The sequence below is a fragment of the Chryseobacterium subflavum genome (assembly GCF_055762745.1).
In genome coordinates this window covers 383,476-409,066 of sequence record NZ_JBVTMR010000002.1, presented here as the reverse complement: position 1 = coordinate 409,066, position 25,591 = coordinate 383,476, and the positions used below count along the sequence as shown (strand labels likewise).

The window sequence follows — 25,591 nt, the reverse complement described above, 5'->3', positions numbered from 1 at the left end:
TTTTTTTTGCGAATCTTTTTAGTTGTATTTTTGCCGGATCAAACTAAGAACTCCCGTTAAGAGTTTCGTAAAATTGAAATACAATGAAAATAGTAGTAGGCCTCTCCGGAGGTGTAGATTCTAGCGTTACAGCCTATTTGCTGCAACAGCAAGGGCATGAAGTAGTGGCTTTGTTTATGAGGAACTGGAATGATGCTTCCGTAACATTAGAAGATGAATGTCCCTGGATAGAGGACAGTAATGACGCGTTAATGGTAGCTCAGAAGCTTGGAATACCATTCCAGGTTATTGATATGAGTGATCTTTATAAGGAACGTATCGTCGATTACATGTTTGCAGAATATGAAAAAGGGAGAACCCCGAATCCTGACGTACTATGCAACAGAGAGGTTAAATTTGATGTTTTTATGAAAACAGCAATGTCTTTGGGCGCGGATAAAGTTGCGACAGGACATTATGCCAGGGTAACCTCAACTTTTGATGAAAACGGAAAGGAAATTTTTCATTTACTGGCAGGTAAAGATAACAACAAGGACCAATCCTATTTCCTTTGTCAGCTGAGTCAGGATCAATTGTCAAAGGCTTTGTTTCCTATTGGTGAACTTACAAAACCCGAAGTTAGGGAAATCGCAAAAGAAATCGGGCTGGTAACAGCGGATAAAAAGGACTCTCAGGGACTATGTTTTATAGGTAAAGTAAGTCTTCCTCAGTTTTTACAGCAGCAACTCAAGCCAAAAGAAGGTGAAATTGTAGAAATTTTCAGCGATTCTCCTTTATTTTCGAAAGAAAAGCCTTCATTTCCCTCGAAGGAAGAAGAACTCCAATATTTATCACAAAAGATCAGTTATAAAAAATCTGACGGAAAAGTAATCGGAAAGCACCAGGGCGCTCAATTTTTCACGATTGGCCAGAGTAAGGGGCTTGGTATAGGCGGACATAAAGAAAGCTGTTTTATCGTGTCCAGAGACATTGAAAACAACATTATTTTCGTAGGAGAAGGTCATAGCTTCCCCGGACTGCATAAAAAAGCTTTAAAAATAAATAATCCGGAACTTCATTGGGTGAGAGAGGACCTAAGACTTTCCAATGGTGAATCCATAGAAGTAATGGCCAGGTTCCGATATAGACAGCCTCTTCAAAAGGCTACGCTATACCAGTTTGAAGATGCTTTTTATATCGAATTTGAAAATCCTCAGTCTGCAATTGCTGAAGGACAGTTTGCATCATGGTATATGGAGGATGAATTGATAGGAAGCGGAGTTATTGCATAATATAAAATTTTCAGTATACTCACCAAAAATTAAGACTAAATAATATATAATAAACCCGGAGCACTTTGTTTCGGGTTTATCTTTTGTTTGAGGAAATGAGTATTCAGAAAATTGTTTAATTGATTTAATATAATTCATTATAAATCATTGCCTTTATTTAAAATCAACGTTGTATTTTAAGGATAAAAAATATCAACGAAGAACTTAAGAATCCAGAATAAAAATTCCATGAATTGCATTTTATAAGTACATGTATTAGTTTTTAATATAAGAGCTTATTGCTCTATTTAAAATTCTTCAAAGAAGAAATTTCAACCTGCCTCAAATAGCTTTCCAATTAGTGGCGAAGTATGTGCTCTTATTATCAAACAACTTGAAGATACTAACTCTAACCTAATAGATTACAAATAGTTAATATTGATAATTGAATATCAAAATCTTTTTATTTTAACCTACCAGCCACTCTTTAAAAACTTTCACGCGATCCCTGCTTACCGTAATTTCCTCTCCCGGCTGGAATTCCAGATCAACCTTATAATTTGGAGAAGTATGAATATTTCTGATATAATCAGAGTTAACGATAAATTGCCTGTTCACACGGAAGAATTTTTTCTCATCCAATGTCTCTTCCAGTTCATCGAGTGTAAAATCTGAAGGGTATGTTCTTTCCCGTGTCTGGAGGTAAACAATCTTATTTTCACTGAAAAAACAACTTACCTCGCTGGTCTGGATAATTTTCAGGTTATATCCTATTTTCACCAAAATTCTGGAAAGGGTGGATTTGTCCTTTTTTATCAGCTGTTTAATTTCTTCAGAACTAACCGGGTTCCCGGAAGGAAGAAAAGATTTAAATTTATCTATAGCTCCTGCCAGGTCTTCTTCCAGAATTGGTTTTAATAAGTAATCAATACTGTTCAGTTTAAAGGCTTTGAGAGTATATTGATCAAAAGCCGTCGTATAGATGATGAATCCTTTTGATGGAACTTTTTCAAAAATATCAAAAGACAATCCATCTCCTAAAACAATGTCTGAAAAGATCAGTTGCGGATGTTCATTTTCAGAAAACCAAGAAACACCTTCTTCTACCGATTCTATTTTTGCAATTACCTGTATATCAGTAAATATACTCAACATCCGCTCTAATTTTCTTGAAGCTGGTTTTTCATCTTCAATGATGACAGTTTTGATCATAAATAACGGTTTTAGTTTTTCAAATTACAGCATTAAAAGTAGATAAAAGAATCCGGTTTTGAACTATATTTTCGGCTTACCCTTATGAAGTTGCTTGTCTAAGGTTCTTTGTTCCCATTCGGAGTCAAAAATAAATAACTTGACTGCTTTCATAGCTAATATTATTCCCCAAATAAGCAAAAGGATCGATCCATGAAAAGGAGAAAAATCAATTGTTCCGTGCTCAAAATAATCATTGAAAAACAAAATCCCTGCGATAACGCAATACCATGCAAGGCTTTTATAAAAACTCTTCAATCTTTTGACGCGTTCGTAGGCCTGGCTATATTCCATTGTATTTTTATTAAAGTACTTTTCCATGATTTCTTTTATCTGTTTCCATTAATTCTTTTATTTTTCTCTCCTCCCATTCTTTCCCTATTCCAAAGACGTTTATGGCATGAACAATAATACCTATTCCCCATCCAAGCATCGGCCAATAAAACCACAAGTGGTCAGGTGATGTTAAAAGGTTTAAAACAAATAAAAATGGGATTACTAAACAATAGGAAGTCAGATTCCCATAGAATGCCTTTAATTCTTTTACCCGTCTTACTGCTTTTTTATAAGTCAGATTTTCCTTGTCGAATGATAATGTTTCCATACTATTGAATTTTGATTATTTATTTTCTTGAATCAAATGTATCACGAAAATCACCTTCAAATCAACTATATCTTACTGAGTCGTCGAATATCCCTTCTGAGTAGCAAAAATCCCGACTCAATTGAAATCGGGATTTTTTTATCTGGATTACTTGTCAGTCTTTTCCTTAACTAAAGTCTTCCAAGCAGCAAACTTTATTTTATTCAGCATTTTATCATTCCGTATTTTTATTATTAATAAATAAATGGAATAAGCTTTTTTGTTGCTTTCCTGTATTGTATGTAATCATCACCAAACTGTCCAATGAGCACCTGTTCCTCTATTTTAATCCTGTAACTAAATGCTATACATGGAGGAATAAATGCCAGGGCAAGGGAAATCCAGTTATTTAGATATAAGCCTAGTCCCAGGAAAGTTAACAATGCAAAAGTATAGGAGGGATGTCTCACATAATGATAAAGCCCGTCTTTTTTAATTTTATGATCTTCCCGTATCGTCACATCTACAGTAAAATATTTACCTAAAGACCTGATGATAAGATACCGGCATACAATTCCAATGATAATGAGGGCCTGGCCGGTATATACAATCCAGACTGAGTCTGTAATAACAAAATCAGATATGTGAGACACCATCACAGCACTTCCGATTGAAAAGAGGATAACTATCCAAAGAATACTGAGAGTGGATTGATCTTTTTTCTGATCCTTATCTGCTGATTTCAATTTTTGTTTATAGATGATTTCACTAAGAAACCAGGCCGCCATAGAAGCGTAAAATAAGATTTGTAGATTCATTTGTTATTGTTTTTATTCTTAAAAGTAGCAAAATGACGATTCGCTTTTAGCGATTTTACAATTTTTTATCCTTGTTCATCAGCTCCCTGATCTTCTTCTCTTCCCATTTTTTAGCAAAGTCCATTCTTGGCAGAAAAACAGAAAGTGCATGAGCGATAAGTCCTACTCCCCAGAATATCGCTGTAAAGAAGTTTTTAAACTGGAAATAGCTTTCTCCCGGGTCCAGGTTGGAATAATTGAAATAAGCAATTATAATATTTACACCAATGTAAGAGAATAAATGAGCATAAAATCCTCTTAGTCTCTCTACCTGTTTTTTAGCCTGCTGATACCGAATATCATTTTCATCAAACGTTTCCATTGTTTTTGTTTTTTTGTTTATCCATAATTTCCTGAATTTTCTTTTCCTGCCAGGATTCTCCAATGCCGAATACCTGGAAGGCATGAGAGGCAACACCAAATCCCCAACCCAGGAGTGGCCACCAAAACCAATGATAACGGCTCTGAGTATAAAGATTGATAAAGATTAAAAAGGAAATAACAAGGCAGTATGAAATAAGATTGGCATAGAATCCTTTGATCTCTTTTACTCTTTTCTGAGCTTTTTTATAGGCCTTATCTTCATCTTCAGGTTTAATACTGACAACGTTCGGTTTATCTGATAGAACCGGAAGTTTCACTTTAAAATAATCATCCGATTTCTCAATAAAAACATTTCTTTTGGTCAGCAGTGAGTACCTTTGTACAATATTGGCAAGTCCAATTCCGGCACTTTCTTTAATCTGTTCCCGAACCTGCAGATTATTTTCAATACAAAGTGTATCATTCTCCGAAAAAACTTTTATGATCAATGGTTTTGAAGAGGTTGCAAAATTATGCTTGATACAGTTTTCAAGAAGCAATTGAAGAGAAAGCGGAACGACATACCTCCTGTAATCTTCTTTCCGGACATCAAAAATAAAATCTACACTGTCCTCAAACCTTGTTTTCAGCAATTCGCAGTATGTTTTTGCAAATTCTATTTCATCTTCTACAGTAACAAGTTCTTTATCTTTTTGCTCCAGTACATAGCGGTAAATCTTTGACATAGAAGCTGTAAACTTCTGTGCCTGATTTGGATTTTCATCAATCAGGGCACTTAGTACATTTAATGAATTAAAAAGAAAATGAGGATCGAGCTGATTTTTAAGGGTTTCAAACTGTGCATTGGCAGATTTTGCAATCAATTTCTGTTCTACCACTTCTTTTTTAGAAGTTTTTTTGAGCTCTTCCATGAAACCCCTGGCATGAAGAAAAGCTGAGATAAGTAGAGCAATATTCACCATGAACCAGTTGATGAAATTATATTTCCCAGAAAAGAACTCTTCTGACGTTGCATCTTTCTGGAAAAGAACAAAATTGATGTAATTGCAAATATAGACGAGAATAATATTGACTATAAGGATCGAAATAACGCTTATAACGGCTCTTTTGGTGGTAGCTTCAGACCATGGAACCTTTTTATTTAAATAATCATTAAGCATGCCGTTTCCCATCCCCAGCACAAAAGAATAAAGACCAGAAATAAGAAAGGAAAGCATTAGATTGTCAATGGTCTTCTCCTTTGTAAAAAACAGGAAGAAGAATAATGCTGTTCCTATGGTTACCCAAAGCAGAACAATAAGGTTTTTGCGTTTCATGAGTTTATTTCTTGGTTCAAAATTAGCGGATAATAAATGTACCAAAAATTATTTTTCACTGAACCGTCAATTTCCTTTACTGAAAGGCAAAAATAAAGTCTTCCTGAATCGGGAAGACTTTATTTTCTTTTATAGGCTGTTATTTTACGGGCTGGCTTATAAAATATTCTGCCTCTCCTCTTCCCCAGTTAGGATCCATGGAAGATTTTGGCTTATAAGCATTGTACTGCTCCAATGATTTCTTGAACATTTCGAGGCCTTTTGTTTTACTTCCTCCGTATTGTTCCGGAGTGAAATAAGTATCTTCCGCTTTTATCAGAGCTATTCTGGGATTTCCCGGATCTAGCTTTTCAGCGATTTGAAGTTCTTCAGCAGCCTTCATTCCGTCTGTCATATACCTTTGCTGGGGATTGACCATCATTCTTAAAGAATAAGCCATTTTTCTTAATAAATGAATCTCTGCATTATCGGCACCTGCAAGATTCTGTGCGTTCGCAAGATGCTTTTCTGCCTGGTTGGCCACCTCATCCAGATCCTGGGTTTTTCCTTCTCTCATCATTACCCTACCCTTCTGAATATAAGAAAAAGCAGCATAATAGCTTGGTAGCCATTTCCCGCTTTCCTTACTTTCTATCCTTTGGAAATCATTCGCTAACGCCTGGAAATCTTCTGGCGTTTTGCAGGTTTCGATCTTTGCGATCTTTTCAGACATTATTTTCTCGTAATCAGACTGAGCAAAAGCAGTTAGGCTCATGCAAACTAAAGCAAAACTTAATAAATACTTTTTCATTGTTTCTTAATTTTTTAGGGTTCGTTTTATGTACCGAAAGGTATGTATTTCATCAGTAGGATGATCCCTTTCGTTATTTATTATAAGTTATTATTGATGGCATCCTGTGTTTTGTCTACTCCAAAGCTTATAAATGCCCCTACAAAAACAAAGGTATTAATTGGTGGGACAATAGCTGAACTTCTGGATCCGTCCTGTGAAAAATTGTATCCATACATATTCCTGGTTCCGAGCACATTGGAAATACTTAATACAAAAACAGTAAATGCTTTAGCATCTTTTTTACCCAGATTCGGAAGATAATTAAAACTTAAATTTAAAGCATTATAATCTTTCAACCTTCCTTCATTTCTTGTAAAATTAACCACATTTCCATTGATATCTTTTGTGGCAATATCATAATAAGGGCGTCCTTTGGCATAGGTGTAAGAAAGATTGACCCCTAATTTCCACTCCGGAATGAATCTTTTACCCACTACTGAAAGGGTATGTTCTGATGCAAAGTTGGGCTTTAAGCTTACCGGATAATTCATAAAATCCCTTTTCGAGTCCAAAAAAGAATAGCTGATCCAGTAGTCAATATTTTCAAATGTTTTTTTATCCCTCCAGAAGAGCTCTAACCCTTTTGCATATCCGAATCCGTCATTATTAATCGCAGTCTGGACCGGTTGATTCTGATTCTCAATATTGGCAATGTTTCTCACTTTTATAAGCTGGTCATATTTTTTATAAAAAGCTTCAAATCTTAAACTTCTGCCTTCTGATGCTCTTTGAACCTGTAGAATATAATGTTGTGATTTTTGAAAATCAAGATGTGCAGGTCCGTTAATGTATTTACTTTCAGGATTCTGGTAAAAAAGGCCATAAGCAAATGAGGTGGTCCAGTTCTTTGCCAGGCGATAAGCTAAGGCAAAACGCGGAGCAATATTACTTTTATTTAGAAAAGAAGAATTTTCTGCCCTTATTCCTATTTTAGCTGAAAACTCATTACTGAATCCCAGATCTGTTTCTGCAAATACAGAAGAAATAAGATCCTGATAATGTTTATTGACTTCTTCAAATTTCAGCTTTTCGTCAGTATTATTCAATTCAAATCCACCCCGAACAGCGCTTATCTTATTAATTTTTCTTTCCAGAACTGCTTTAAAATTAATATAATTACCATCTGTCAATAGCTGCGTTTTATCAGTTTCTATAGTATTGGTCTCTCCAGAAAAATTGAGGTCGGACCTGTTATAAGAATAAGAAGCACCGGTATTCAGAAGATATTTTCCAAACTTTTGCTTAAAAGACAGGTTATGATAGGTATTTTTTCCATTTATTCTTACCAATGCATAATCAGATCCCGGTTCAAGACTTTCTGTTCTTACCCCCATTTTATTCGTGTCATACATTCCGTAATACTTTAAAAATCCGCCTGATTTTGTTTTTATCCTGAAATTTGCATCTCCGTTAAATCCTTGGGGAGCATCTATAAAATCTGTATTGAAATTCAGAACTTTTTGCATCAGGCTCAAAAGAGAATATCCCAGAGTAGCACCATAAGAATGATTCTTATCTCCACTCAGTTTTTGGAACCCTGCATTCAGGAAGATGGGTGAAATCCCGAAATCATAAGAGCTCTGATCTGGAAGATCTACACTTTCCAACATTAAAGCTCCGGAAAGAGCCTGTCCGTACAAAGCTGAATATCCCCCACTTGAAAACACATTCCCTTTAAAAAGAGATGTATTGAAACGATCTCTTCCTGCAATACCTGGTACCGAACTGGAGAAATAGTTATTGATAAGGCTTCCATCCATAAAGATCCTGGATTCCGTTCCGGTACCTCCCCTGATAAATAAACCCTCGGATTCCCCTACTTTTTGCACTCCCGGAAGGTAGGTTAATGCAGAGGAGATCTGGCCATCCGCTCCTGCCGTTGTGTAGATATCGATTGGTGTTAATAATGCTGTTGCTCTTTTCCTATCACTTGCTTCTATTGCTCCTGCTGAGATTACTACTGCATCGATTTCATTGATCTGCTCTTTCAGTTCTGCATCCACAGAGATATCCTGATTATCAATAATAATCTGTTTTTCAATATCATTATATTTCGGATGGGTAAAAGAAAGCGTATGATTTCCTTTTTCTGATGTTTCAAAAGAAAATTTTCCGTTAGAATCTGTAGTTGCCCCATCATAAGTCCCTTTTAGGGTCACATTTATTTCACCAATCCCTTTATTTCTAAACGTTACCCTTCCTGTAATTTTTACCTGGGCATAGCTCAGACAAAATGATAAAAAGGTGATGAGAAATAATAATCTTTGCTGTCGGGTTTTCATTGTTGTTAATTTTCGGATCAAAAATAGGACAGAAAATACCTTTCAGTGAAAAAAATATGACTGAAAGGTATAGATTGTATACTGAGTGGGAAATTAGTGTATCGGAATGCAAAAATCAACATGCATTTTTCCTTCCGGATGTTCCCTGAAATTCGAATGATACACTTCAAATGGGTAAGATTTCCTAAAAGTATAATGGTTTTCATTCATCCACATAAAAAGGGATACCCAGCATTGTTCAAAATCATCTAATGTAAACTCTCCGCTGCCTACAATGAACCTTCCCGCTTCAATGGTTTCCGGGAAAATTTCTCCATCCTGTTCTTTTAGCTTATCATCCAATAGCATTCCTGCGTGGATCCTTACTTTATCCGGAGGTGTCACTTTAAAACTATCATGATATACCGATATCATTTTTACATCATCTCTAGGAAACAGATGTTTTCGCCTGGCCCATTCTATAAGAATGTCATAAGAAGGTTCAACGTTTTTGATCCCAATGCTCATGACTGAAGCCAGGTGCATTTCTTTAAGGGTGGTTACTTTAATTTCTATATTCATTTTTCTCCAGTTTAGCAGGTTTTCTACATTGCAAATGTACTGGTGAAAAATTGTATCAATTTGTCCGTTCTTGCTCTCTATAGGTAAAATCTTGTGAAAATTTTCCGGGACTGACCTTCGAAATTCGGATGGTGATTTTCCGTAATATTTCCTGAATGTTTTATTGAAAGCCGAATGGTTAGAAAAGCCAAGATCCATATAAATATCCTTAATACCCAATTCCCTTCTTACCGCAAGATACAATGCGCTTTTTTCTGTTTTTTTTCTGATGACATAGCTTTGAAGCGTCTCCCCTGTAATAAGCTTAAAAACCCTGTGAAAATGAAAAGGAGAATACGCTCCCAGTTCTGCTACTTTTTCAAGACTGAGTTCAGAATCAAGGTGGTCTTCTATATACCTGATGATCTTTACGATCCTTTTTTTATACGCTTCCAATGGTTGTTTTCTACAAAAATACCGAGATTATACCCATGAGACTTGTCTTTTATTGCGGGATTTCCGAAAACAGACCGGAATCATAAAGTGTTTTAAAAAATTATGTCTAAATTTAGGTAATTATAAAAAATCACTTAAAATCATTTCAAAATGAAGCTACAAAAATTTGTATTATTAACAGGACTGGCTTTATTTGCTGTTTCTTGTGGAACAACAAATACCTATATGATTAACGCAAAAAGCGGAACACAGACAGGAGGTACAGCCAAGTTTACGCAGAAAGGTGATGAAGTTATCATGAAACTTGATGTAACGAATTTAACACCGGGAATCCACGCTGTACACATCCATGAAAAAGGAGATTGTTCAGCTGCTGACGGAACTTCTACAGGCGGACACTGGAATCCTGCGAAAGATGATCATGGAAAGTGGGGAGCGGAACACTTCCATATGGGAGACATTGGTAACCTTGTAGCGGATCAGAGCGGAACAGCAACACTTACGTTTAAAACCAACAAATGGTGTTTAGGATGTACCGATGAATCCAAGAATATTATTGGAAAAGGTCTGATCATCCATGCAGACAAGGATGATTTCCATACCCAACCAACCGGAAATGCTGGTGGACGTGTAGGATGTGTGGAGATCAAGTAAAATGTAAAGCTGATTATTACAACACAAATAAGCCGTACGGCTTATTAAATACAAACGGAAACCTAATGGTTTCCGTTTGTATTTATACCAATTTATTTATGGAAATTCATTGAAAGGTTTATAAAAAATAACCCGGCTCTGATAGCCGGGTTATTTTTATGATTTTACATTCATATCTGCAATAATGTTCATTGCTTCCTGAAGGTAGGTATCTTTTTTAAGATTTTTGATCCACATTTCAGATTTCTTCTTAAATGCTTCATCTTTTTTCTCTCTTTCGATCTCGTTTGGATACATGGTGAATTGTAACCCGTTTACAAATTTAGTGAGTGCTTTGAATTTTTCAATCTGAGCTTTTCTCTGCTTCATGACTTCATTAAACTTCGTAATATTAAGGGTAATGGTTTCCTCTTTATCCAGCTTCTCTCTCCATTGAGCAGATTCCAATAACAACTGATAGTTTGAGTTTTTAGCCATTCTATCGTTACTAGCCTTCTCTAATGCTTTGATATCAAAATAATTTAACTTTTGGAATTGCGTTCCAGGAATTTTATCCCAAGCCAGCGCAAAATCATCATATCTTTCTCCAATTTCAGCATAAGTAAAGAAGTCCTTCATCTGGATATCGGATACAATTCCTTTTCTTTGAGTAGATTCTCCCGTAATTCTGTAAAATTTCTGAATCGTTAATTTCAGTGATCCGAAATCATCTTCAGTATTTAAGAATCTGTTTAGGTCTACGAATGTCTGAACTGTCCCTTTACCAAAAGATTGAGGGGAACCAATAATCATTGCTCTTCCGTAATCCTGCATTACTCCGGCCAAAATTTCTGAAGCCGAGGCAGAAAGCTCATTCTGCATAATCACCAAAGGTCCTGTCCAGATCGGAGTTTCATTCTTGTTTTTTAACGTCTGAATTTTACCGTTCCCATCTTTTACCTGAACATAAGGTCCTGCATTCATAAATAATCCCATGATATCACCAACTTCCGTTAATGAACCTCCTCCATTATTTCTCAGGTCTAAAACAATTCCTTCAATGTTCTGAGCCTTTAGTTTAATGATTTCATTTTTAATATCATCTGAAGCGTTTCTTCCCTTAGCATCTTCAAAATCAGCATTGAAACTCGGCAGATTGATAAAACCATATTTTTTTCCATTTGGAGCATTAACCACAATACTTCTTGCGAATGTATCTTCAATCGCTACTTCCTCACGGATCATCGTAACTTCTTTAATGGTTCCGTCTTTCTTCTGTACCGTAAGAGTTACCGGAGTTCCTTTTTCCCCTCTGATCAGTCTTACCGCTTCGTCAGAAAGCATTCCCACTACATTTACGGCATCTTCTTTTGGCTTGGATTTTACTTTCAGGATCTTATCTCCTTCTGAAAGCTGCTTGGATTTCCAGGCCGGAGCTCCTATCGTTAAGGCTCCCAGATAAAGATTCCCTTTTTTCTCCTGAATAATCGCTCCAATACCAATCACTTTTCCTGCAAACTGAGTATCGAAGTCTTCTTTGTCTTTTGGAGAATAATAGTTGGTGTGCGGATCAAAAACTTCAGTATAAGCATTCATGTATACTGTAAACCAATCCATTTTCTTTCTTTTCTTGAACCTTGTAAAAGTTTCTTTTACAAGATCTTTAACTTCATCTGTTGCTTTTATCCTTTTCTGGTCAGGAGTAAGGATCTGAAGCTTGATGGTATCTTTCAGATTATATTTTTGTACAGAATCTTTTTTCTCTTTCTGAGCCTGCTCCTTACTGTTCATCGACTCAATTTCCTGAAGGATATTGTATTTGATGAATTTTCTCCATTCGTTATACTGCTCCTGCTTATTCGCGGGTACCTTTTTAAGTTTTGGTTCCAGTGTAAGGGTTTCATCTTCTTCCAGATTAATCGGCTTGCTGAAAATGTCCTGGGTAATCTGGTCAATTTCATCCACTCTTTGGTATAATCTGTCGATAGTTAATTTATAGAAAGTAAGGTCTCCAAGGTTCAGATAATCATCCAGCTTTGTTTCGTGTTTACTGAATTCATCCATATCCGACTGAAGAAAATATCTTTTTGCAGGATCTACCAATTCAAAATAATGCTTATAAACATCTTTTGAGTAGGCATCATTAATAGGTTTTGGGCTGTAGTGCAAATAAGAAAGTGTATTTTTCACGCTCACCATTATCGTCTGCATCTTTTCATCGTCATTCTTAGGCGAGTTGAAACAAAACATTAGACTTGTCAATGGAATTAGGAGTAAAAATTTATTAAGTTTAAAATTTTTCCACATAAATCTTTAATGTATTTTATTAATTTTTTTCTAAAATATATAAATTAGTAGTAACATTTAAATTACTGTTACAAACTATCAAATTTAATACCTTATTTACAAATATCGGATAGTTTTAAGTATTTTTGTTAAAATAAAATTTTTTTATGGAAAGACCTCTTATTCTGGTTACTAATGATGATGGAATTACAGCACCTGGTATCAGAAATCTAGTCAATTTTATGAATGAAATAGGCGAAGTAATCGTAGTAGCTCCCAATTCTCCACAAAGTGGCAAAGGACATGCAATTACGATCAATTCTACCTTAAGTTATGAAGAAGTAAAACTTGATGGCCCGCAGCAGGATTTTTCCTGTAGTGGTACTCCTGTTGACTGTGTAAAAATGGCCCTTGACAAAATATTGAAAAGAAGACCTGATATCGTGGTTTCCGGCATTAATCATGGAGCTAATTCATCGATTAATGTTATTTATTCAGGGACCATGTCTGCTGCCGTAGAAGCAGGTGTAGAAGGAATTCCTGCTATCGGATTTTCGCTGCTCGACTTTAGCTGGGAAGCAGACTTTACGCAGGCTAAAGAGTTCATTCAGAATATTGTAAGAAGAACCTTGGAAAACCCAATGCCACGAGGGATCGTTCTGAATGTAAACATTCCAAAACTTCCGGCTCAAGAAATAAAAGGGATTAAAGTATGTAAACAGGCACATGCGAAATGGGAAGAAAGCTTTGACGAAAGGGTCAATCCGCACGGAAAAAAATACTATTGGCTGACAGGGTATTTCAACAATATGGACGAGTCTGAGGATGCTGACGAAACAGCTTTGGCTAACGGATATATTTCCATTGTTCCTGTAAAGTTTGATTTAACAGCCTACGAATATATGAAAACCCTGGAAGAGGTAATGAATTTTGACTAATGTACGGCAAGCTAGACAATCCTGTTTATCATTCACTTAATGAATACCATAAAAAGTTTTGCTTAAACTTTGGAAATTCTAAATTTTACAATCCTGAGGTTGCTGCTTTTGGGGGCGCATCCGACATAGGAAAAGAAGAAGATATTGCAGAATATGCAAAAATCTGTGATGATTTTCTTGTTTTTGGCGCTAAACCCAAAGGTAACTTTGCAACTGCATTATCTCAGCTTGTCTGTGATCAGTATGTTTTGGAAAATAAAATCGAAATCGACTTTACAGAAGATATTGTCCTTATTACAGAGGAAAATCAGAAGGAACTTAACGATTTTATCCTGAAATTTTATCCTTACTATTTTAAAAAGAAAACACCGGAACTTGGCCGCTATTTTGGAATTTTTAAAGATGAAAAACTGGTTGCCGTAACGGGTGAAAGAATGCAGATGGACGATATGACTGAAGTAAGTGCCGTGATTACCGATACGGATTACCTGGGAAAAGGCTATGCAAAACAACTTGTTGCTTTTGTTTCAGGAAAAATATTTGATGATAACAAAACCCCGTTTCTCCATGTAGCGGAAAGCAATATGGGAGCCAAAAAACTTTACGATAAGCTAGGATTCGGTCACAGGGGAAAGATCAATTTATGGGGTGTTAAACGATAGTTTTTCACCCCTTTTTATTTCTTGCTGATTTGTTTAATCAAAGTGTATATAACATGTCAGATTCTCAAAAAAGTACTTTATCTTCTTTTCTCAGTTCTTCAAGGTATTCTTTTTTTCCATCACGGTAGAAAAGATTCATGGTTTCAAAAGGGATTAATTTCAGGTCTTTGTTAACGATGTGCACGCAGGATTTTTTAACCGCACGAACATCAAAATCATGGGCATCCATAAAGTTCATAATAATGATCCTAAAGAGATTATCATAATCAAGATCAGGAGCTGAAACTTCAGGAAGACAACAAAGTAACTGGTTCACTTTAGGTTTTACTTTATCTACGGAAATTCCTGTACTGAAAATATCCAAAAGCTGCATATGAAGTCCGGCATCCTGTTCATAGACAATCGTGTTTCTGGATTCATTATTCAGTAAATCAGCCGGATTGATATATCGGGTTAAAGGAATAATTTCACCCCCCAGCTTTAAGATATATCCCATTGCCAAGGCATCCGGATTACAGGGAACCGGAATAATATCATCTGAATTAAGCAACGGAAACTGATTCAGGATCTCTTGTCTTACTTCTGTTAACGTAATTTTTTCATAAGCAGAGTCTTCTCTGTTCCTCCCTGCTATCTCAACGGGCTGAAATGTAATTCCCCTCACACATTTCTGTTTTAAGGCAAAATCAATGATCTTTCCTATTTCATCAATATTTTTGTCCTTTTGGAGTACGATAACTAATGTCGTGGAAAGATTTAATTCATTAAGCTTTTCAAGAGCCTTCATTCTGACATCAGTAAGATCTTTACCTCTGAAATCCATTAAAACCTCCGGTTTAAATGAATCAAACTGAAGATAAACCTCAAACTCGGGAGCATATGTTGCTAATTTTTCAGCAAAACCAGGATCATTCGCTATCCTTACTCCATTGGTATTTAACATTAAATGCTTGATCGGCTTTGTCTTTGCAATATCCATGATCTTAAAAAACTCAGGATGAATGGTTGGCTCTCCTCCACTGATCTGTACAACATCCGGTTCTCCTTCATTTTTTACAATGATATCAAACATCGCTTCGATTTCTTCCAGGCTTCTATGGCTTCCGTAATGGGGTGATGACATTGCATAGCATGTGGGGCAAGTAAGGTTACAACGGTCTGTAACTTCTACGATAGAAAGACAGCTGTGCTGTTCATGATCCACACAGAGTCCGCAGTCATAAGGACAACCATATTCTACATCCGTACCAAAATGCAAAGGCATCTCCGAAGCTTTATTATAGTTTCGGATGTTTTTATAGTACTGAACATCCGAGGCAATTTTTGTTTTGAAAAACCCGTGATCAGGACACCGTTTAGTCATGAAAACGGCTTCATCCTCTATAATAACCTTAGCTCCCACTCTTTTAAGGCATTCGGGGCAAAGGCTGATCGTATAATCGTAATAGGTATAATTTCTTACCGGCATAATGTAATTTTAAAGTCCTCCACCACAAATATATCCGCTGATCAGTCCACAGATCAACAAACAGATAACCATGGTCTGTATGAATTGTTTTTTCGAAAATTTCCTTCCATCTTTTAATTCATAAATTATTTTTACAAATAAAGTGGCAATAAAAGAAACAAATAAGGCTCCAAAAATAATGATCGCAATGACCATTATAAAGACACCGGCATAATTGCCCCCTTCCAAAAAAGTTAATGGTATCATTTTCAAATATTTTGATGTGAATTTACACTTTTTGTCTGCTTGATTTTAAAAATATAATAAATAATTACAAGTATGCACACAATCTGAATTGTTCCCAGGTTTCCAAACAGTTCAACTCTCGGCTTAATAAAATCCAGAAAAAATCTGAATGTGAAATAATTCAGCATAAAAAGCTGGAAAATATATCCGGAAGGATATTCCGCCGTACTTTGCTTAATCTTTAAAACAACCCAGAGGCTGATTAAGAAAGCGATCTCGTAAAGCGCTACGGGATGTCGCAAATACCCATCCCCCAGATGCATTCCAAAAACAGAACCTGTAGGAAGACCATATGTTTCTTCATAGATTCCGGTAAGAAAACATCCTATCCTACCAATGATGATGGCAAGTAATAGAGGATACACAATCAAATCTCCCGTACTTTCCTTATGCCCCACAATTTTCTTAGCGAGCTCCACTCCTATCAATCCAAAGGCAAGTCCTCCGACAATCGTATTATTCGACCATATATTTTTAAAGCTGAAGTCATTAAAAAGCTTGTAAGGATTTTCAAGATTCCCGATCAATTTTGACCCGATCAAAGCCCCCGCAGTAGCACCGATGAGAATCGCCGCTGAAACATTGAAGGATAACTTTTCCGGGGATTTTCTTTTTAGGTAAAAGTAATAACGCATTCCCATGAACATTCCCAACGCTTCAAAAAGAGGATGCGCCAGCATTGTTTTACCAAAGATTTGAAAAGTAACAGGAAAATCCATGCTTTCAAAAATACTATATTTAATATTATTTGCTAATTTTAATATTCTAAATAATCACAATGCGTATAGAATATGACATAAAGTTAGGGTTCAAGGATGTAATGTTCCGCCCGAAAAGATCTACTTTAAAATCAAGGTCCGAGGTTGATTTGGAAAGGGAATTCACATTTCGCCATACAAAAAAGAAGTGGAAAGGAACACCTATCATTGCAGCAAATATGGACACTGTAGGTACTTTTGAAATGGCTGTTGAATTGGCAAAAGATAAAATTATTACGGCTGTGCATAAACATTATTCCATACAGGAGTGGGATGAATTCCTGCATAACCAGCCGGAAAGTATTCATCAATATATAGCCCTGAGTACCGGAACAGGTAAGAATGACGAGGAGAAGCTAAAACAAATCCTCGAAAGGCACCCAAAAATCGAGTTTCTATGCATCGATGTAGCCAATGGTTACTCTGAACATTTCGTAAGCTTTGTAAAGCAGGCAAGGGCCAATTTCCCGGATAAAATCATTATGGCCGGTAATGTAGTTACGGGTGAAATGGTTGAAGAGCTTCTTTTAGTAGGCGCAGATATCATTAAAGTGGGTATCGGACCTGGTTCGGTATGTACAACCCGTGTAAAAACAGGAGTAGGATATCCTCAGCTTTCAGCCATTATTGAGTGTTCTGATGCAGCTCATGGATTAGGCGGCCATATTATTGCCGATGGAGGATGTAAAGTACCGGGAGATGTTGCCAAAGCATTTGGTGGCGGTGCGGATTTCGTTATGTTGGGAGGTATGTTTGCCGGTCACGATGAAAGTGGTGGTGAGATGATTGAAGAAAATGGAAAGAAATACCGGCTTTTTTATGGGATGAGCTCAAAAACAGCAATGGATAAGCATTCCGGTGGTGTTGCTGAATACCGGGCTTCAGAAGGTAAGACGGTAAAAGTAGCTTATAAGGGACCCGTTTCAGATACGGTAAAAGATATTTTAGGGGGTGTTCGCTCCACATGTACTTATGTGGGTGCTTCCAAACTTAAAGAACTTTCCAAAAGAACCACTTTCATTAGGGTTCAGGAACAGGAAAATCAGATATTTAAAGATTAAAACAAAAAAGCCGGATCGTTGATCCGGCTTTATATTTCTAATTAAGTTTTTTCTATGTCAGCATTCCTCCGTCAACATGTAAGGTTTGTCCTGTGATATAAGTTGACATTTCACTTCCTAAAAATACACATGCATTAGCAACATCCTGAGGCTGTCCTCCTCTTTTCATTGGAATTCCGTCTCTCCATGCTTTCAGGGTTTTCTCATCTAACGAAGCCGTCATTTCAGTTTCGATAAATCCGGGAGCAATAGCATTGCAACGGATGTTTCTTGAACCTAATTCCAAAGCAATAGACTTTGTAAAGCCAATCACTCCTGCTTTTGAAGCAGCATAATTGGATTGTCCTCCGTTTCCTTTCACTCCTACTACCGAAGTCATATTGATAATAGATCCTGCTTTTGCTTTCATCATAGGCTTAATAACCGCCTTTGTAAGGTTGAATACAGAATCAAGGTTTACTTTGATAATGGTATCCCAGTCGTCTTTAGACATTCTCAGCAATAAATTATCTCTGGTGATCCCAGCATTGTTGACCAAAATATCGATGTTACCAAAATCAGCCATTACATCGTCCACTAATTTTTGAGCAGCATCATAATCCGATGCGTCTGATTGATACCCTTTGATCTGAGTTACAGAACTTAAAGTTGCTTCCAATTCTTTTGCTTTGTCTACAGAACCGGCATAAGTAAATGCTACTTTTGCTCCGTGTTGAGCAAAAACTTCGGCAATTCCTTTTCCGATCCCTCTTGTAGCTCCCGTAATTAGCGCTACCTTTCCTTCTAATAGTTTCATATCTATGACAATTATTTTCTTTCTGTTTTCTAACCTGTTGATTGACGGCTAATTTAAGATATTTATTTTTGTAAATAAACAGCCGCAAAGATATTATAATTTGTTATTCAACGCATTATTAATTGCAAATTACTTCAATATTTCCCGTTCTTTTTGTTTAGTATGCAATTAATCCCAAGCAGTTTTATCCTCTGAATGAGTAAAATACAAATATTCGGAATTCTTTCCTTTGATAAGTTTTAATCCTTTTCTATCAGAAGAATAGCTATCATATACAACCTCTTTAAGAGGTTCATTCTTATGATTGGTAACACCGAATTTACCATTCTTTTTTACAACCATCTCTTTGGCAGAAAGAAAAGTGACCATATCGTCGTAGATGGCAGGAATTACCTCTTTTCCGGTTTCATCAAGCATTCCGTATTTATCTTCTTTATTTTTGTAGATCAATCCGGGTAAAATTTCAAAAGGTTTTATCGAAACAACTTCTGTTAATTCTTTATACTGCTTGTCTTTGGGTGAAAATCTATAAAATTTATTATCTTTCTTAACAATCAGATAATTGGCAAATATTTTTTCTATATCATACCCCTCCTCCAAAACATTTTTTAAATTTTTATCCAAAAGTGTTTCGGTATTGTTTTTCCGGAGATACATAAAATGATCTCCCGCAATTTTCAAGGCATCCACATCATCATTCTCTTGTGGCAGTACGATTTCACCATTAGTCATAATTACCGCAACTTTAGGATTTTTATGTTCAGGAACAGTCCTGAATAAACCTCCGAATAAATGATTCACATATTCAAAATCCGTTGCGTATACTTTTTTCTCTTTTTTAGAAAAGATGCTTACTTTATCATCCTTTTTAAGGTAAATGTATTCAGTTCCTACAAAAGCCTGGTCATAAATTTCTTCCGCAAGAACATTTTCCTGGGCATCTATAATTCCATATTTATCTTTGGGGATATTTTTGGTCACCATAAAAGGGTAAGAAACAATTCCATCAATATAATGATCCGAAATAGAGCTGATTGTCTTACCATTCTCATCAATCACCTCTCCTTTTCTGAATCCTGTAATGACATAAACTCTTCCTTTGTAAAAATGCAGATTTTCATCAAATTCCCTGTCAGAAACCAGGCGACCATCGAAATCATAAATCTTCCATACCTTTCCTGTTTTTACAAAAAGTCTCTTTTCGTTGGCAAACTCAATTTTATCAGAAAAAGGGATGATCTGTTTTCCGTTGTAATCATAAAGACAGTCATTTCCGCCTTTAGAATAAATAAGCCTTTCTTTGTTCTCCCAAGTTCTGAATTTAAAATTATCCAGGGGGATCAGCTGGTTTCCTTTGGTATCAATTAAAGCCATTTTTCCATTGGAAGAACCTTCTTTAACCTTTAATATAAACCTTTCCCTGGCTAACCTGGAGATCTCATTTTTATATGGGAAAGCGGCTGTAACAGTTCCAAGGGAATCTATAATGCCTGATTTTCCTGCCTCAGAAATTATTCCATAGCCTTTTGAGTAAAGGCGTACTTCTTTACCCAATTGTTTTGATAATAAGATCTGTTTATATTGATCGGTTTGCTGCGCGATACAAGCCGATGAAAGTAGTATAAAAAATAGCTTTTTCAATTAAATAGAATTATTCACGATAAGAACAATTTCTCCTTTTAAAGTTTTACTTTTGGAAAATTCAATTAATTCATTGATAGTTCCTCTTTTAGTCTCTTCAAATTTCTTGGAGATCTCCCGGCTCAAGCTTACTTTTGTATGCTCACCGAAGAACTCTTTGATCTGTTCCAATGTTGTGTTTATTTTGTGAGGACTCTCATATAAAACGATTGTCTTTTTCTCTTCAGCAAGTTGCTTCAGCTTCGTTTGTCTGCCCTTTTTCTGGGGAAGAAAACCGGCAAATAAAAATTCATTATTCGGGAGTCCGGATACCACAAGAGCAGGAACAAATGCTGTAGCACCAGGTAGACAGATCATTTCAATATGATGATCAGCTCCTGCTTTTCCCAATAAATATCCGGGATCAGAAATTCCGGGTGTACCGGCATCAGTAATTATGGCTACATTCTGGCCACTTTTAAGGTCTGCAATTACCTTTTCTGTTGCCTGATGTTCATTATGCAGGTGATAAGATTTTAAAGGTTTAGAAATCTCAAAATGTTTTAAAAGAACACCAGATGTTCTTGTATCTTCACATAAAATGTAATCCACTTCTTTCAGTACATTTACTGCTCTGAAGGTCATATCTTCCAAATTTCCTACAGGCGTAGGAACAAAATATAGGGTTCCGCTCAAAATTAGAATTATAAAAATTTATTTTCCACCAGTACCCATAACCTTTGGGCATATTCATCTACTTTTCTCCAGTTTTTGGAGTAATACAAATCACTTAAATACTCTTTTGCTTCTTCCAGTGTTCTGAAGCTGTTCAATTCGGAAATTACCTCATTAAGCTCGGACTGGCTTCCGTCAAAAAGCATTTTTGAAAATGCAATTCTGTCATTGAGATCCAATTTGAATTCAGGCTTTGACTTCTCAGCCTCCATAAAATTCGTTGGAATATTCGTTTTAAGCAAACTTCCACTCTCTTCTTTGATGTTTGTTTCAGTCTTTTCCTTCGAAATTTCCCTCTCTAACGGGTCATCATCAAACAGTGATTGAATGGATTTAAGTCCCTTGATATTAGCAAGCTTGATTTTCTTCTCCTGATTATAGGCATCCAGATTTTCAAAACTTTCGTCAGAAGGATGTCTTTCCTTTTCAGATTCATGCTGCCCATGATCTATATCAACGATTTTTCTCTTGTTATTTTCCTCTGAAGCTGTTTGTTCTTCCCGCTTTTCTTCGGTCTGAGCCTCGCTTTTAATTTCTGTAACAATATTTTCAACATTAGACGTTTCCATTGCCATTTCTCCCTGCTCTATTGAAATATTAGAAGCAATAAACTGTGAATCAACCTCTTCTATTAGCATTTCATCATCTTCCAAAACCTCTGTGTCAAAAATACTAGGGATTTTTTCATTCACCTCAGAAAAATTGCTGGTATCATTTATAAAAGCTTTTGCCCTGTCTGTCGCTTCATCGTTTTCTATGCTATTCTGAATATTTTCTTCTTCGTCAAAGGAGTTATTACTTGATTCCTGATAATCAGAAGGCTCATTTTCAAATTCATTAATCTCATTCAGCTGGTTGGTAAAAATTACTTCTTCCTCTATCGGATCATCAAACGATTCTTCCGCTTTAAGATCAGCAGCTTTTTCTTCAGCAAAATGCACCATATTTTCATGGTATTCATTTTCAACTATTTCTGTCAATTGATTATTGAATATTTCCTCCTGTTCAGTCCCGTTTTCATCCGCCTGTTCATCATCATCATATTCCATCCCTTCATTTTCATCAATTTCATTCAGCTCGTTATTGAAAATCGCTTCCTCTTCCGTCACTTCGTGATTTGAATCCTGATTTTCAAATTCTTTCTGCACAGAAGAAGTATGGTTTGGACTTTCCGAACTCTGTGATGAAGTATGGGGGATAAAATATTCAATATTTTTCTCTACCATTCTTAAAAAAGAAATCCTATTAGCAAGTTCATCCACAAGATCCTGCTTGGAAAGTAATTCATCCACGTTATTTATTTTTTCCAGTATATCGATGATATTCTTGGATTCGAAAAAAATTTTTTCCTTTAAATCTTGGATATTCTGCATATAAGATTCTTGTTAAAAATTGCGTACTTTTGATGTTAAAATATTACGGCTAATTTAACAAATGTTTTTAGAAAATACAATTAATCACTCCAAACAAAGCGGTTGGATGGAAGTTATTTGTGGCTCAATGTTTTCCGGAAAAACCGAAGAGTTGATCAGAAGGCTGAGAAGAGCAGAAATGGCAGGGCAAAATGTGGAAATTTTTAAACCGAAAACAGATACTAGATATTCTGAAGAAGATGTGGTCTCACATAATAAGAATAAAATTCGGAGTACAGCAGTAGAAAACCCAAACGAAATTCTCTTATTGGGTTCTAATTGTGATGTGGTGGGAATTGATGAAGCACAATTTTTTGATGAAAGCATTGTTGAAATTGCCAATGAATTGGCAAATAGCGGTATAAGAGTTGTTATTGCAGGATTGGATATGGACTTTTTAGGACGTCCATTTGGGCCGATGCCTAATCTTATGGCAACTGCGGAATATGTAACCAAAGTTCACGCTATTTGCAAAAGAACAGGGAATCTTGCCAATTACTCGATGAGAACATCTCAGGGAGATAATCTGGTAGAGCTTGGAGAAACGGAAAGTTACGAAGCGGTAAGCAGAAGAGTCTTTATTGATGAAGTCCTGTTAAAAAAGAAGAAATAATTAAAATATATATTGGCGGAAACGCTGAAAAGACAAAGTTGTAAAGTCATTAAACTGTTGAATTGTAAAATTGGTTTTTCTTGTAGTTTTATAAACCTACCGGAACCTTTTTACAATTTTCAGATTCTTTGATTTTGTAATTTTACACTTTTGCAGTTTCCTCACAAAGAGAAGAAAGAGCACCAATGAACTATACAGCAGACCAAATTGCACATATCACCAATTCAAAAGTAATCGGAGATGGTAATGCCATCATCAAAAATATTGCTTTTGACAGCAGAATCATCTATTCCATTAAAAACACTGCATTTATAGCTATTAATACCCAAAAAAATTCTGGTGAAAAATTCATTGAATCGGCGATTGACAGAGGTATAAAAATTATTATTTCCGAACATCAGTATCCTCAGTTTGAAAATATAACGTGGATCATCGTCAGCAATTCTGTTGACTTTCTTCAAAAGCTGGCCAAATATCATTTTGAACATTCTCATCTGAAATCCATCGGAATTACCGGAAGTAACGGGAAAACTATTTTAAAAGAATGGTTATATCAGTGTCTTTGGAATGAGTTCTCCACTGTAAAAAGTCCTAAAAGCTTCAATTCACAGATCGGTCTTCCCCTTTCTTTACTTCAGATCAACAATTCCTATGAGCTTGGGATCTTTGAGGTTGGAATTTCCAAACCTCATGAAATGGAAAAACTGGAGGATATTTTCAGCCCCGAAATTGGACTTCTTACTCATATTGGAACCGCTCACGCTGCAAATTTCGATTCCGAAGAGGCCTTAATTAATGAAAAGATCAAACTTTTTAAAGATTCCGGGGTTATCATTTACAATGGTGACAATTCCCTTGTTGATCAGAAAATAAAAACATTATACGCTTCTAAAAAATTGATTTCCTATGGCTTCAGAGATAATAATCAGGTATTTATTAAAAGTAATATTTCAAGAGAAGAAAATATAATTGTACAGTACTTTAATGAAGAAATAAGTTTTCCTGTACACCAAAGGGATGAAGCCACTTTAACCAATGCCATGGCTCTTATTGCCGTTTTAAAGGAGTTGAATATCGACAATAATAAAATTGTCGAAAAGATCAATGCCTTGAAGACTATTGAAATGAGGCTTGAAGCTATTGAGGGAAATAAAAATAACATCATTATTAACGATTCCTTTAATCTTGATCTTGATTCCCTGAAAACTGCACTGCAGTTCCTGAACGAATATAATAAGCCGAAAAAATCTCTGGTTTTAACAGATATCGTAGGAGTAAATTCGAATTCACAAGAATTGTATGAGGAAGTTTCTGAACTTGTCAATGAACAGAATTTTGACTCTCTGTTCCTTGTCGGAAATGAAATTACTGCATTCAGCCATCTTTTTAAATCTAAAACTTTTACTTTCATTAATACTCAGGAATTAATTGAAAGCAAACATCTTACAGATATTGAAAATCAGATTATCCTGTTAAAAGGTGCGAGAAAATTCGAGATAGAAAGGCTTAAAGATATCCTTGAACTCAGAAAACATGATACTGTTCTTGAGATCAATTTAAATGCGATTCTTCACAATATTAATTATCACAAATCCCTGCTAAAACCTGAAACCAAAGTAATGGCAATGGTAAAAGCAAATGCATACGGATTAGGAAGCTATGAAATATCGGAATTTCTGCAGCACCATCATATCGATTATCTTGGTGTAGCGTACACTGATGAAGGAGTAGAGCTCCGAAAAAAGGGAATTACAACTCCTATTGTAGTAATGAATGCAGCTCAGCATAGCTATGATGCTATCATACAATACAACCTGGAACCTGAAATTTACAGCTTCAGGGTGCTGGAACTATTTAATGATGCGGTTCAGAAATCAGGATACGATCAAAAATTCCCTATTCACATTAAACTGGAAACAGGTATGCATCGTCTTGGTTTTAAAGGTTTTGAACTGGATCAATTAAGTGAAAACTTAAAAAATATGAATGTCCGGGTTCAGAGTATCATGACGCACCTTTCTTCTTCTGATATGCCGGATGAAAGAGAATTTACTTTAAACCAGTTCGATACTTTTGAAAAAAATTCCGGATACCTGATCGAAAAGTTGGGATATCAGCCGATAAGACACATCCTGAATTCATCAGGAATAACAAACTATTCTGAATACCAGTATGATATGGTAAGAATTGGGATCGGAATGTTAGGTGAATCACCAAATAGTGAAATACAAAAACAGCTGCAATCAACGGTTAGTTTTAAAACAGTTATTTCTCAAATATCAAATGTAGAAAACGGAGAATCCATTGGCTACAGCAGAAGATATAAAACAGATCACCGTACAAAAATAGCTACTATACCTGTAGGGTATGCGGATGGAATTCCAAGACTAATCGGAAATCAGATAGGTAATGTAGGAATACACAAAACATTAGCTCCTATCGTCGGAAGTATCTGTATGGATATGATGATGATCAATGTAGATCACATTCCTAATGTAGAAGAAGGTGATACAGTGACTATTTTTAATGCAAAGCCAAGTTTAAAAGAATTCGCAGATTACTGCAAAACCATCACTTACGAAGTATTAACCTCCATTTCGCCTCGGGTGAAACGGATTTATATAAAAGACTAA

Annotated in this window: 24 protein-coding genes; 7 read left to right on the top strand and 17 right to left on the bottom strand. The window is 35.8% G+C overall.

All coding sequences use genetic code 11. From position 1 onward, the window contains the following. Positions 1-83: 83 nt before the first annotated feature. Entirely contained in the window at positions 84-1,271 is a 1,188-nt protein-coding gene (gene mnmA / locus AC0INN_RS11140) for a tRNA 2-thiouridine(34) synthase MnmA (RefSeq protein WP_273650276.1), read from the top strand. Positions 1,272-1,718: 447 nt separating this feature from the next. Here mnmA and AC0INN_RS11135 read toward each other — a convergent pair whose 3' ends face one another. The 9 genes from AC0INN_RS11135 to AC0INN_RS11095 all read right to left on the bottom strand — a co-directional run bounded on the left by AC0INN_RS11135 (position 1,719) and on the right by AC0INN_RS11095 (position 9,691). Next, entirely contained in the window at positions 1,719-2,462 is a 744-nt protein-coding gene (locus AC0INN_RS11135; RefSeq protein WP_306613223.1) for a LytR/AlgR family response regulator transcription factor, read from the bottom strand. 63 nt (positions 2,463-2,525) lie between these two features. After that, positions 2,526-2,822 (bottom strand): 2TM domain-containing protein, encoded by a 297-nt coding sequence (locus tag AC0INN_RS11130; protein WP_273650274.1) that lies wholly within the window; start codon positions 2,820-2,822, stop codon positions 2,526-2,528. Then, on the bottom strand, positions 2,806-3,105 hold the full coding sequence (locus AC0INN_RS11125; protein ID WP_172281759.1) for a 2TM domain-containing protein: 300 nt from the start codon (positions 3,103-3,105) through the stop codon (positions 2,806-2,808). Before AC0INN_RS11125 ends, AC0INN_RS11130 begins: the two co-directional genes overlap by 17 nt. Positions 3,106-3,338: 233 nt before the next feature. Beyond that, positions 3,339-3,902 (bottom strand): methyltransferase family protein, encoded by a 564-nt coding sequence (locus tag AC0INN_RS11120; RefSeq protein WP_306613220.1) that lies wholly within the window; start codon positions 3,900-3,902, stop codon positions 3,339-3,341. A 55-nt stretch (positions 3,903-3,957) separates the two neighbouring features. Further along, entirely contained in the window at positions 3,958-4,263 is a 306-nt protein-coding gene (locus AC0INN_RS11115) for a 2TM domain-containing protein (protein WP_172281753.1), read from the bottom strand. After that, complete coding sequence (locus tag AC0INN_RS11110) at positions 4,250-5,581, bottom strand: 2TM domain-containing protein (protein ID WP_273650272.1); 1,332 nt, start codon at positions 5,579-5,581, stop codon at positions 4,250-4,252. Before AC0INN_RS11110 ends, AC0INN_RS11115 begins: the two co-directional genes overlap by 14 nt. A gap of 139 nt (positions 5,582-5,720) precedes the next feature. Further along, positions 5,721-6,371 (bottom strand): hypothetical protein, encoded by a 651-nt coding sequence (locus AC0INN_RS11105; protein WP_172281749.1) that lies wholly within the window; start codon positions 6,369-6,371, stop codon positions 5,721-5,723. Positions 6,372-6,451: 80 nt separating this feature from the next. Continuing rightward, entirely contained in the window at positions 6,452-8,695 is a 2,244-nt protein-coding gene (locus tag AC0INN_RS11100; RefSeq protein WP_273650271.1) for a TonB-dependent receptor, read from the bottom strand. Positions 8,696-8,788: 93 nt separating this feature from the next. Beyond that, a complete protein-coding gene (locus tag AC0INN_RS11095; RefSeq protein WP_273650270.1) occupies positions 8,789-9,691 on the bottom strand; it encodes an AraC family transcriptional regulator in 903 nt (300 codons plus the stop codon). A 150-nt stretch (positions 9,692-9,841) separates the two neighbouring features. Here AC0INN_RS11095 and AC0INN_RS11090 point away from each other — a divergent pair, with 150 nt between their 5' ends. After that, a complete protein-coding gene (locus AC0INN_RS11090) occupies positions 9,842-10,345 on the top strand; it encodes a superoxide dismutase family protein (protein ID WP_273650269.1) in 504 nt (167 codons plus the stop codon). A gap of 156 nt (positions 10,346-10,501) precedes the next feature. On the opposite strand, the gene AC0INN_RS11085 is transcribed toward AC0INN_RS11090, so the two are convergent. After that, the gene (locus AC0INN_RS11085; protein ID WP_273650268.1) at positions 10,502-12,631 is read right to left on the bottom strand and encodes a carboxy terminal-processing peptidase; all 2,130 of its coding nucleotides are present in this window, start codon (positions 12,629-12,631) and stop codon (positions 10,502-10,504) included. 146 nt (positions 12,632-12,777) lie between these two features. Between AC0INN_RS11085 and surE the strand changes: the two genes are divergently transcribed. Both surE and AC0INN_RS11075 read left to right on the top strand, forming a co-directional pair. Continuing rightward, the gene (gene surE / locus AC0INN_RS11080; RefSeq protein WP_273650267.1) at positions 12,778-13,548 is read left to right on the top strand and encodes a 5'/3'-nucleotidase SurE; all 771 of its coding nucleotides are present in this window, start codon (positions 12,778-12,780) and stop codon (positions 13,546-13,548) included. Further along, complete coding sequence (locus AC0INN_RS11075; RefSeq protein WP_273650266.1) at positions 13,548-14,210, top strand: GNAT family N-acetyltransferase; 663 nt, start codon at positions 13,548-13,550, stop codon at positions 14,208-14,210. Before surE ends, AC0INN_RS11075 begins: the two co-directional genes overlap by 1 nt. 64 nt (positions 14,211-14,274) lie before the next feature. Here AC0INN_RS11075 and AC0INN_RS11070 read toward each other — a convergent pair whose 3' ends face one another. The 3 genes from AC0INN_RS11070 to AC0INN_RS11060 are packed head-to-tail and all read right to left on the bottom strand — an operon-like array spanning position 14,275 to position 16,682. Further along, positions 14,275-15,678, bottom strand: coding sequence for a radical SAM protein (locus AC0INN_RS11070; protein WP_273650265.1), 1,404 nt, complete (start codon positions 15,676-15,678; stop codon positions 14,275-14,277). Between the two features lie 9 nt (positions 15,679-15,687). Then, positions 15,688-15,924, bottom strand: coding sequence for a hypothetical protein (locus AC0INN_RS11065; protein ID WP_273650264.1), 237 nt, complete (start codon positions 15,922-15,924; stop codon positions 15,688-15,690). Between the two features lie 2 nt (positions 15,925-15,926). Next, positions 15,927-16,682: a prolipoprotein diacylglyceryl transferase gene (locus tag AC0INN_RS11060; protein ID WP_273650263.1), complete on the bottom strand. Its 756-nt coding sequence runs from the start codon at positions 16,680-16,682 to the stop codon at positions 15,927-15,929. Between the two features lie 59 nt (positions 16,683-16,741). Here AC0INN_RS11060 and AC0INN_RS11055 point away from each other — a divergent pair, with 59 nt between their 5' ends. Continuing rightward, positions 16,742-17,782 (top strand): GMP reductase, encoded by a 1,041-nt coding sequence (locus AC0INN_RS11055; protein ID WP_273650262.1) that lies wholly within the window; start codon positions 16,742-16,744, stop codon positions 17,780-17,782. A 52-nt stretch (positions 17,783-17,834) separates the two neighbouring features. Here the strand turns inward: AC0INN_RS11055 and fabG are convergent, their stop codons facing one another. The 4 genes from fabG to AC0INN_RS11035 all read right to left on the bottom strand — a co-directional run bounded on the left by fabG (position 17,835) and on the right by AC0INN_RS11035 (position 22,306). Further along, positions 17,835-18,578 (bottom strand): 3-oxoacyl-[acyl-carrier-protein] reductase, encoded by a 744-nt coding sequence (gene fabG, locus AC0INN_RS11050; RefSeq protein WP_273650261.1) that lies wholly within the window; start codon positions 18,576-18,578, stop codon positions 17,835-17,837. A 168-nt stretch (positions 18,579-18,746) separates the two neighbouring features. After that, positions 18,747-20,219: a WG repeat-containing protein gene (locus AC0INN_RS11045; protein WP_273650260.1), complete on the bottom strand. Its 1,473-nt coding sequence runs from the start codon at positions 20,217-20,219 to the stop codon at positions 18,747-18,749. Beyond that, positions 20,220-20,894 carry a 16S rRNA (cytidine(1402)-2'-O)-methyltransferase gene (gene rsmI, locus AC0INN_RS11040; RefSeq protein WP_273650259.1) on the bottom strand — a complete coding sequence of 225 codons (675 nt, stop codon included), beginning with the start codon at positions 20,892-20,894 and terminating at the stop codon, positions 20,220-20,222. Positions 20,895-20,902: 8 nt separating this feature from the next. Beyond that, positions 20,903-22,306 carry a ring-infected erythrocyte surface antigen domain-containing protein gene (locus AC0INN_RS11035; RefSeq protein ID WP_273650258.1) on the bottom strand — a complete coding sequence of 468 codons (1,404 nt, stop codon included), beginning with the start codon at positions 22,304-22,306 and terminating at the stop codon, positions 20,903-20,905. Positions 22,307-22,367: 61 nt separating this feature from the next. Between AC0INN_RS11035 and AC0INN_RS11030 the strand changes: the two genes are divergently transcribed. After that, complete coding sequence (locus AC0INN_RS11030) at positions 22,368-22,958, top strand: thymidine kinase (RefSeq protein ID WP_172281718.1); 591 nt, start codon at positions 22,368-22,370, stop codon at positions 22,956-22,958. Between the two features lie 185 nt (positions 22,959-23,143). After that, a complete protein-coding gene (locus AC0INN_RS11025; protein WP_306613210.1) occupies positions 23,144-25,591 on the top strand; it encodes a bifunctional UDP-N-acetylmuramoyl-tripeptide:D-alanyl-D-alanine ligase/alanine racemase in 2,448 nt (815 codons plus the stop codon).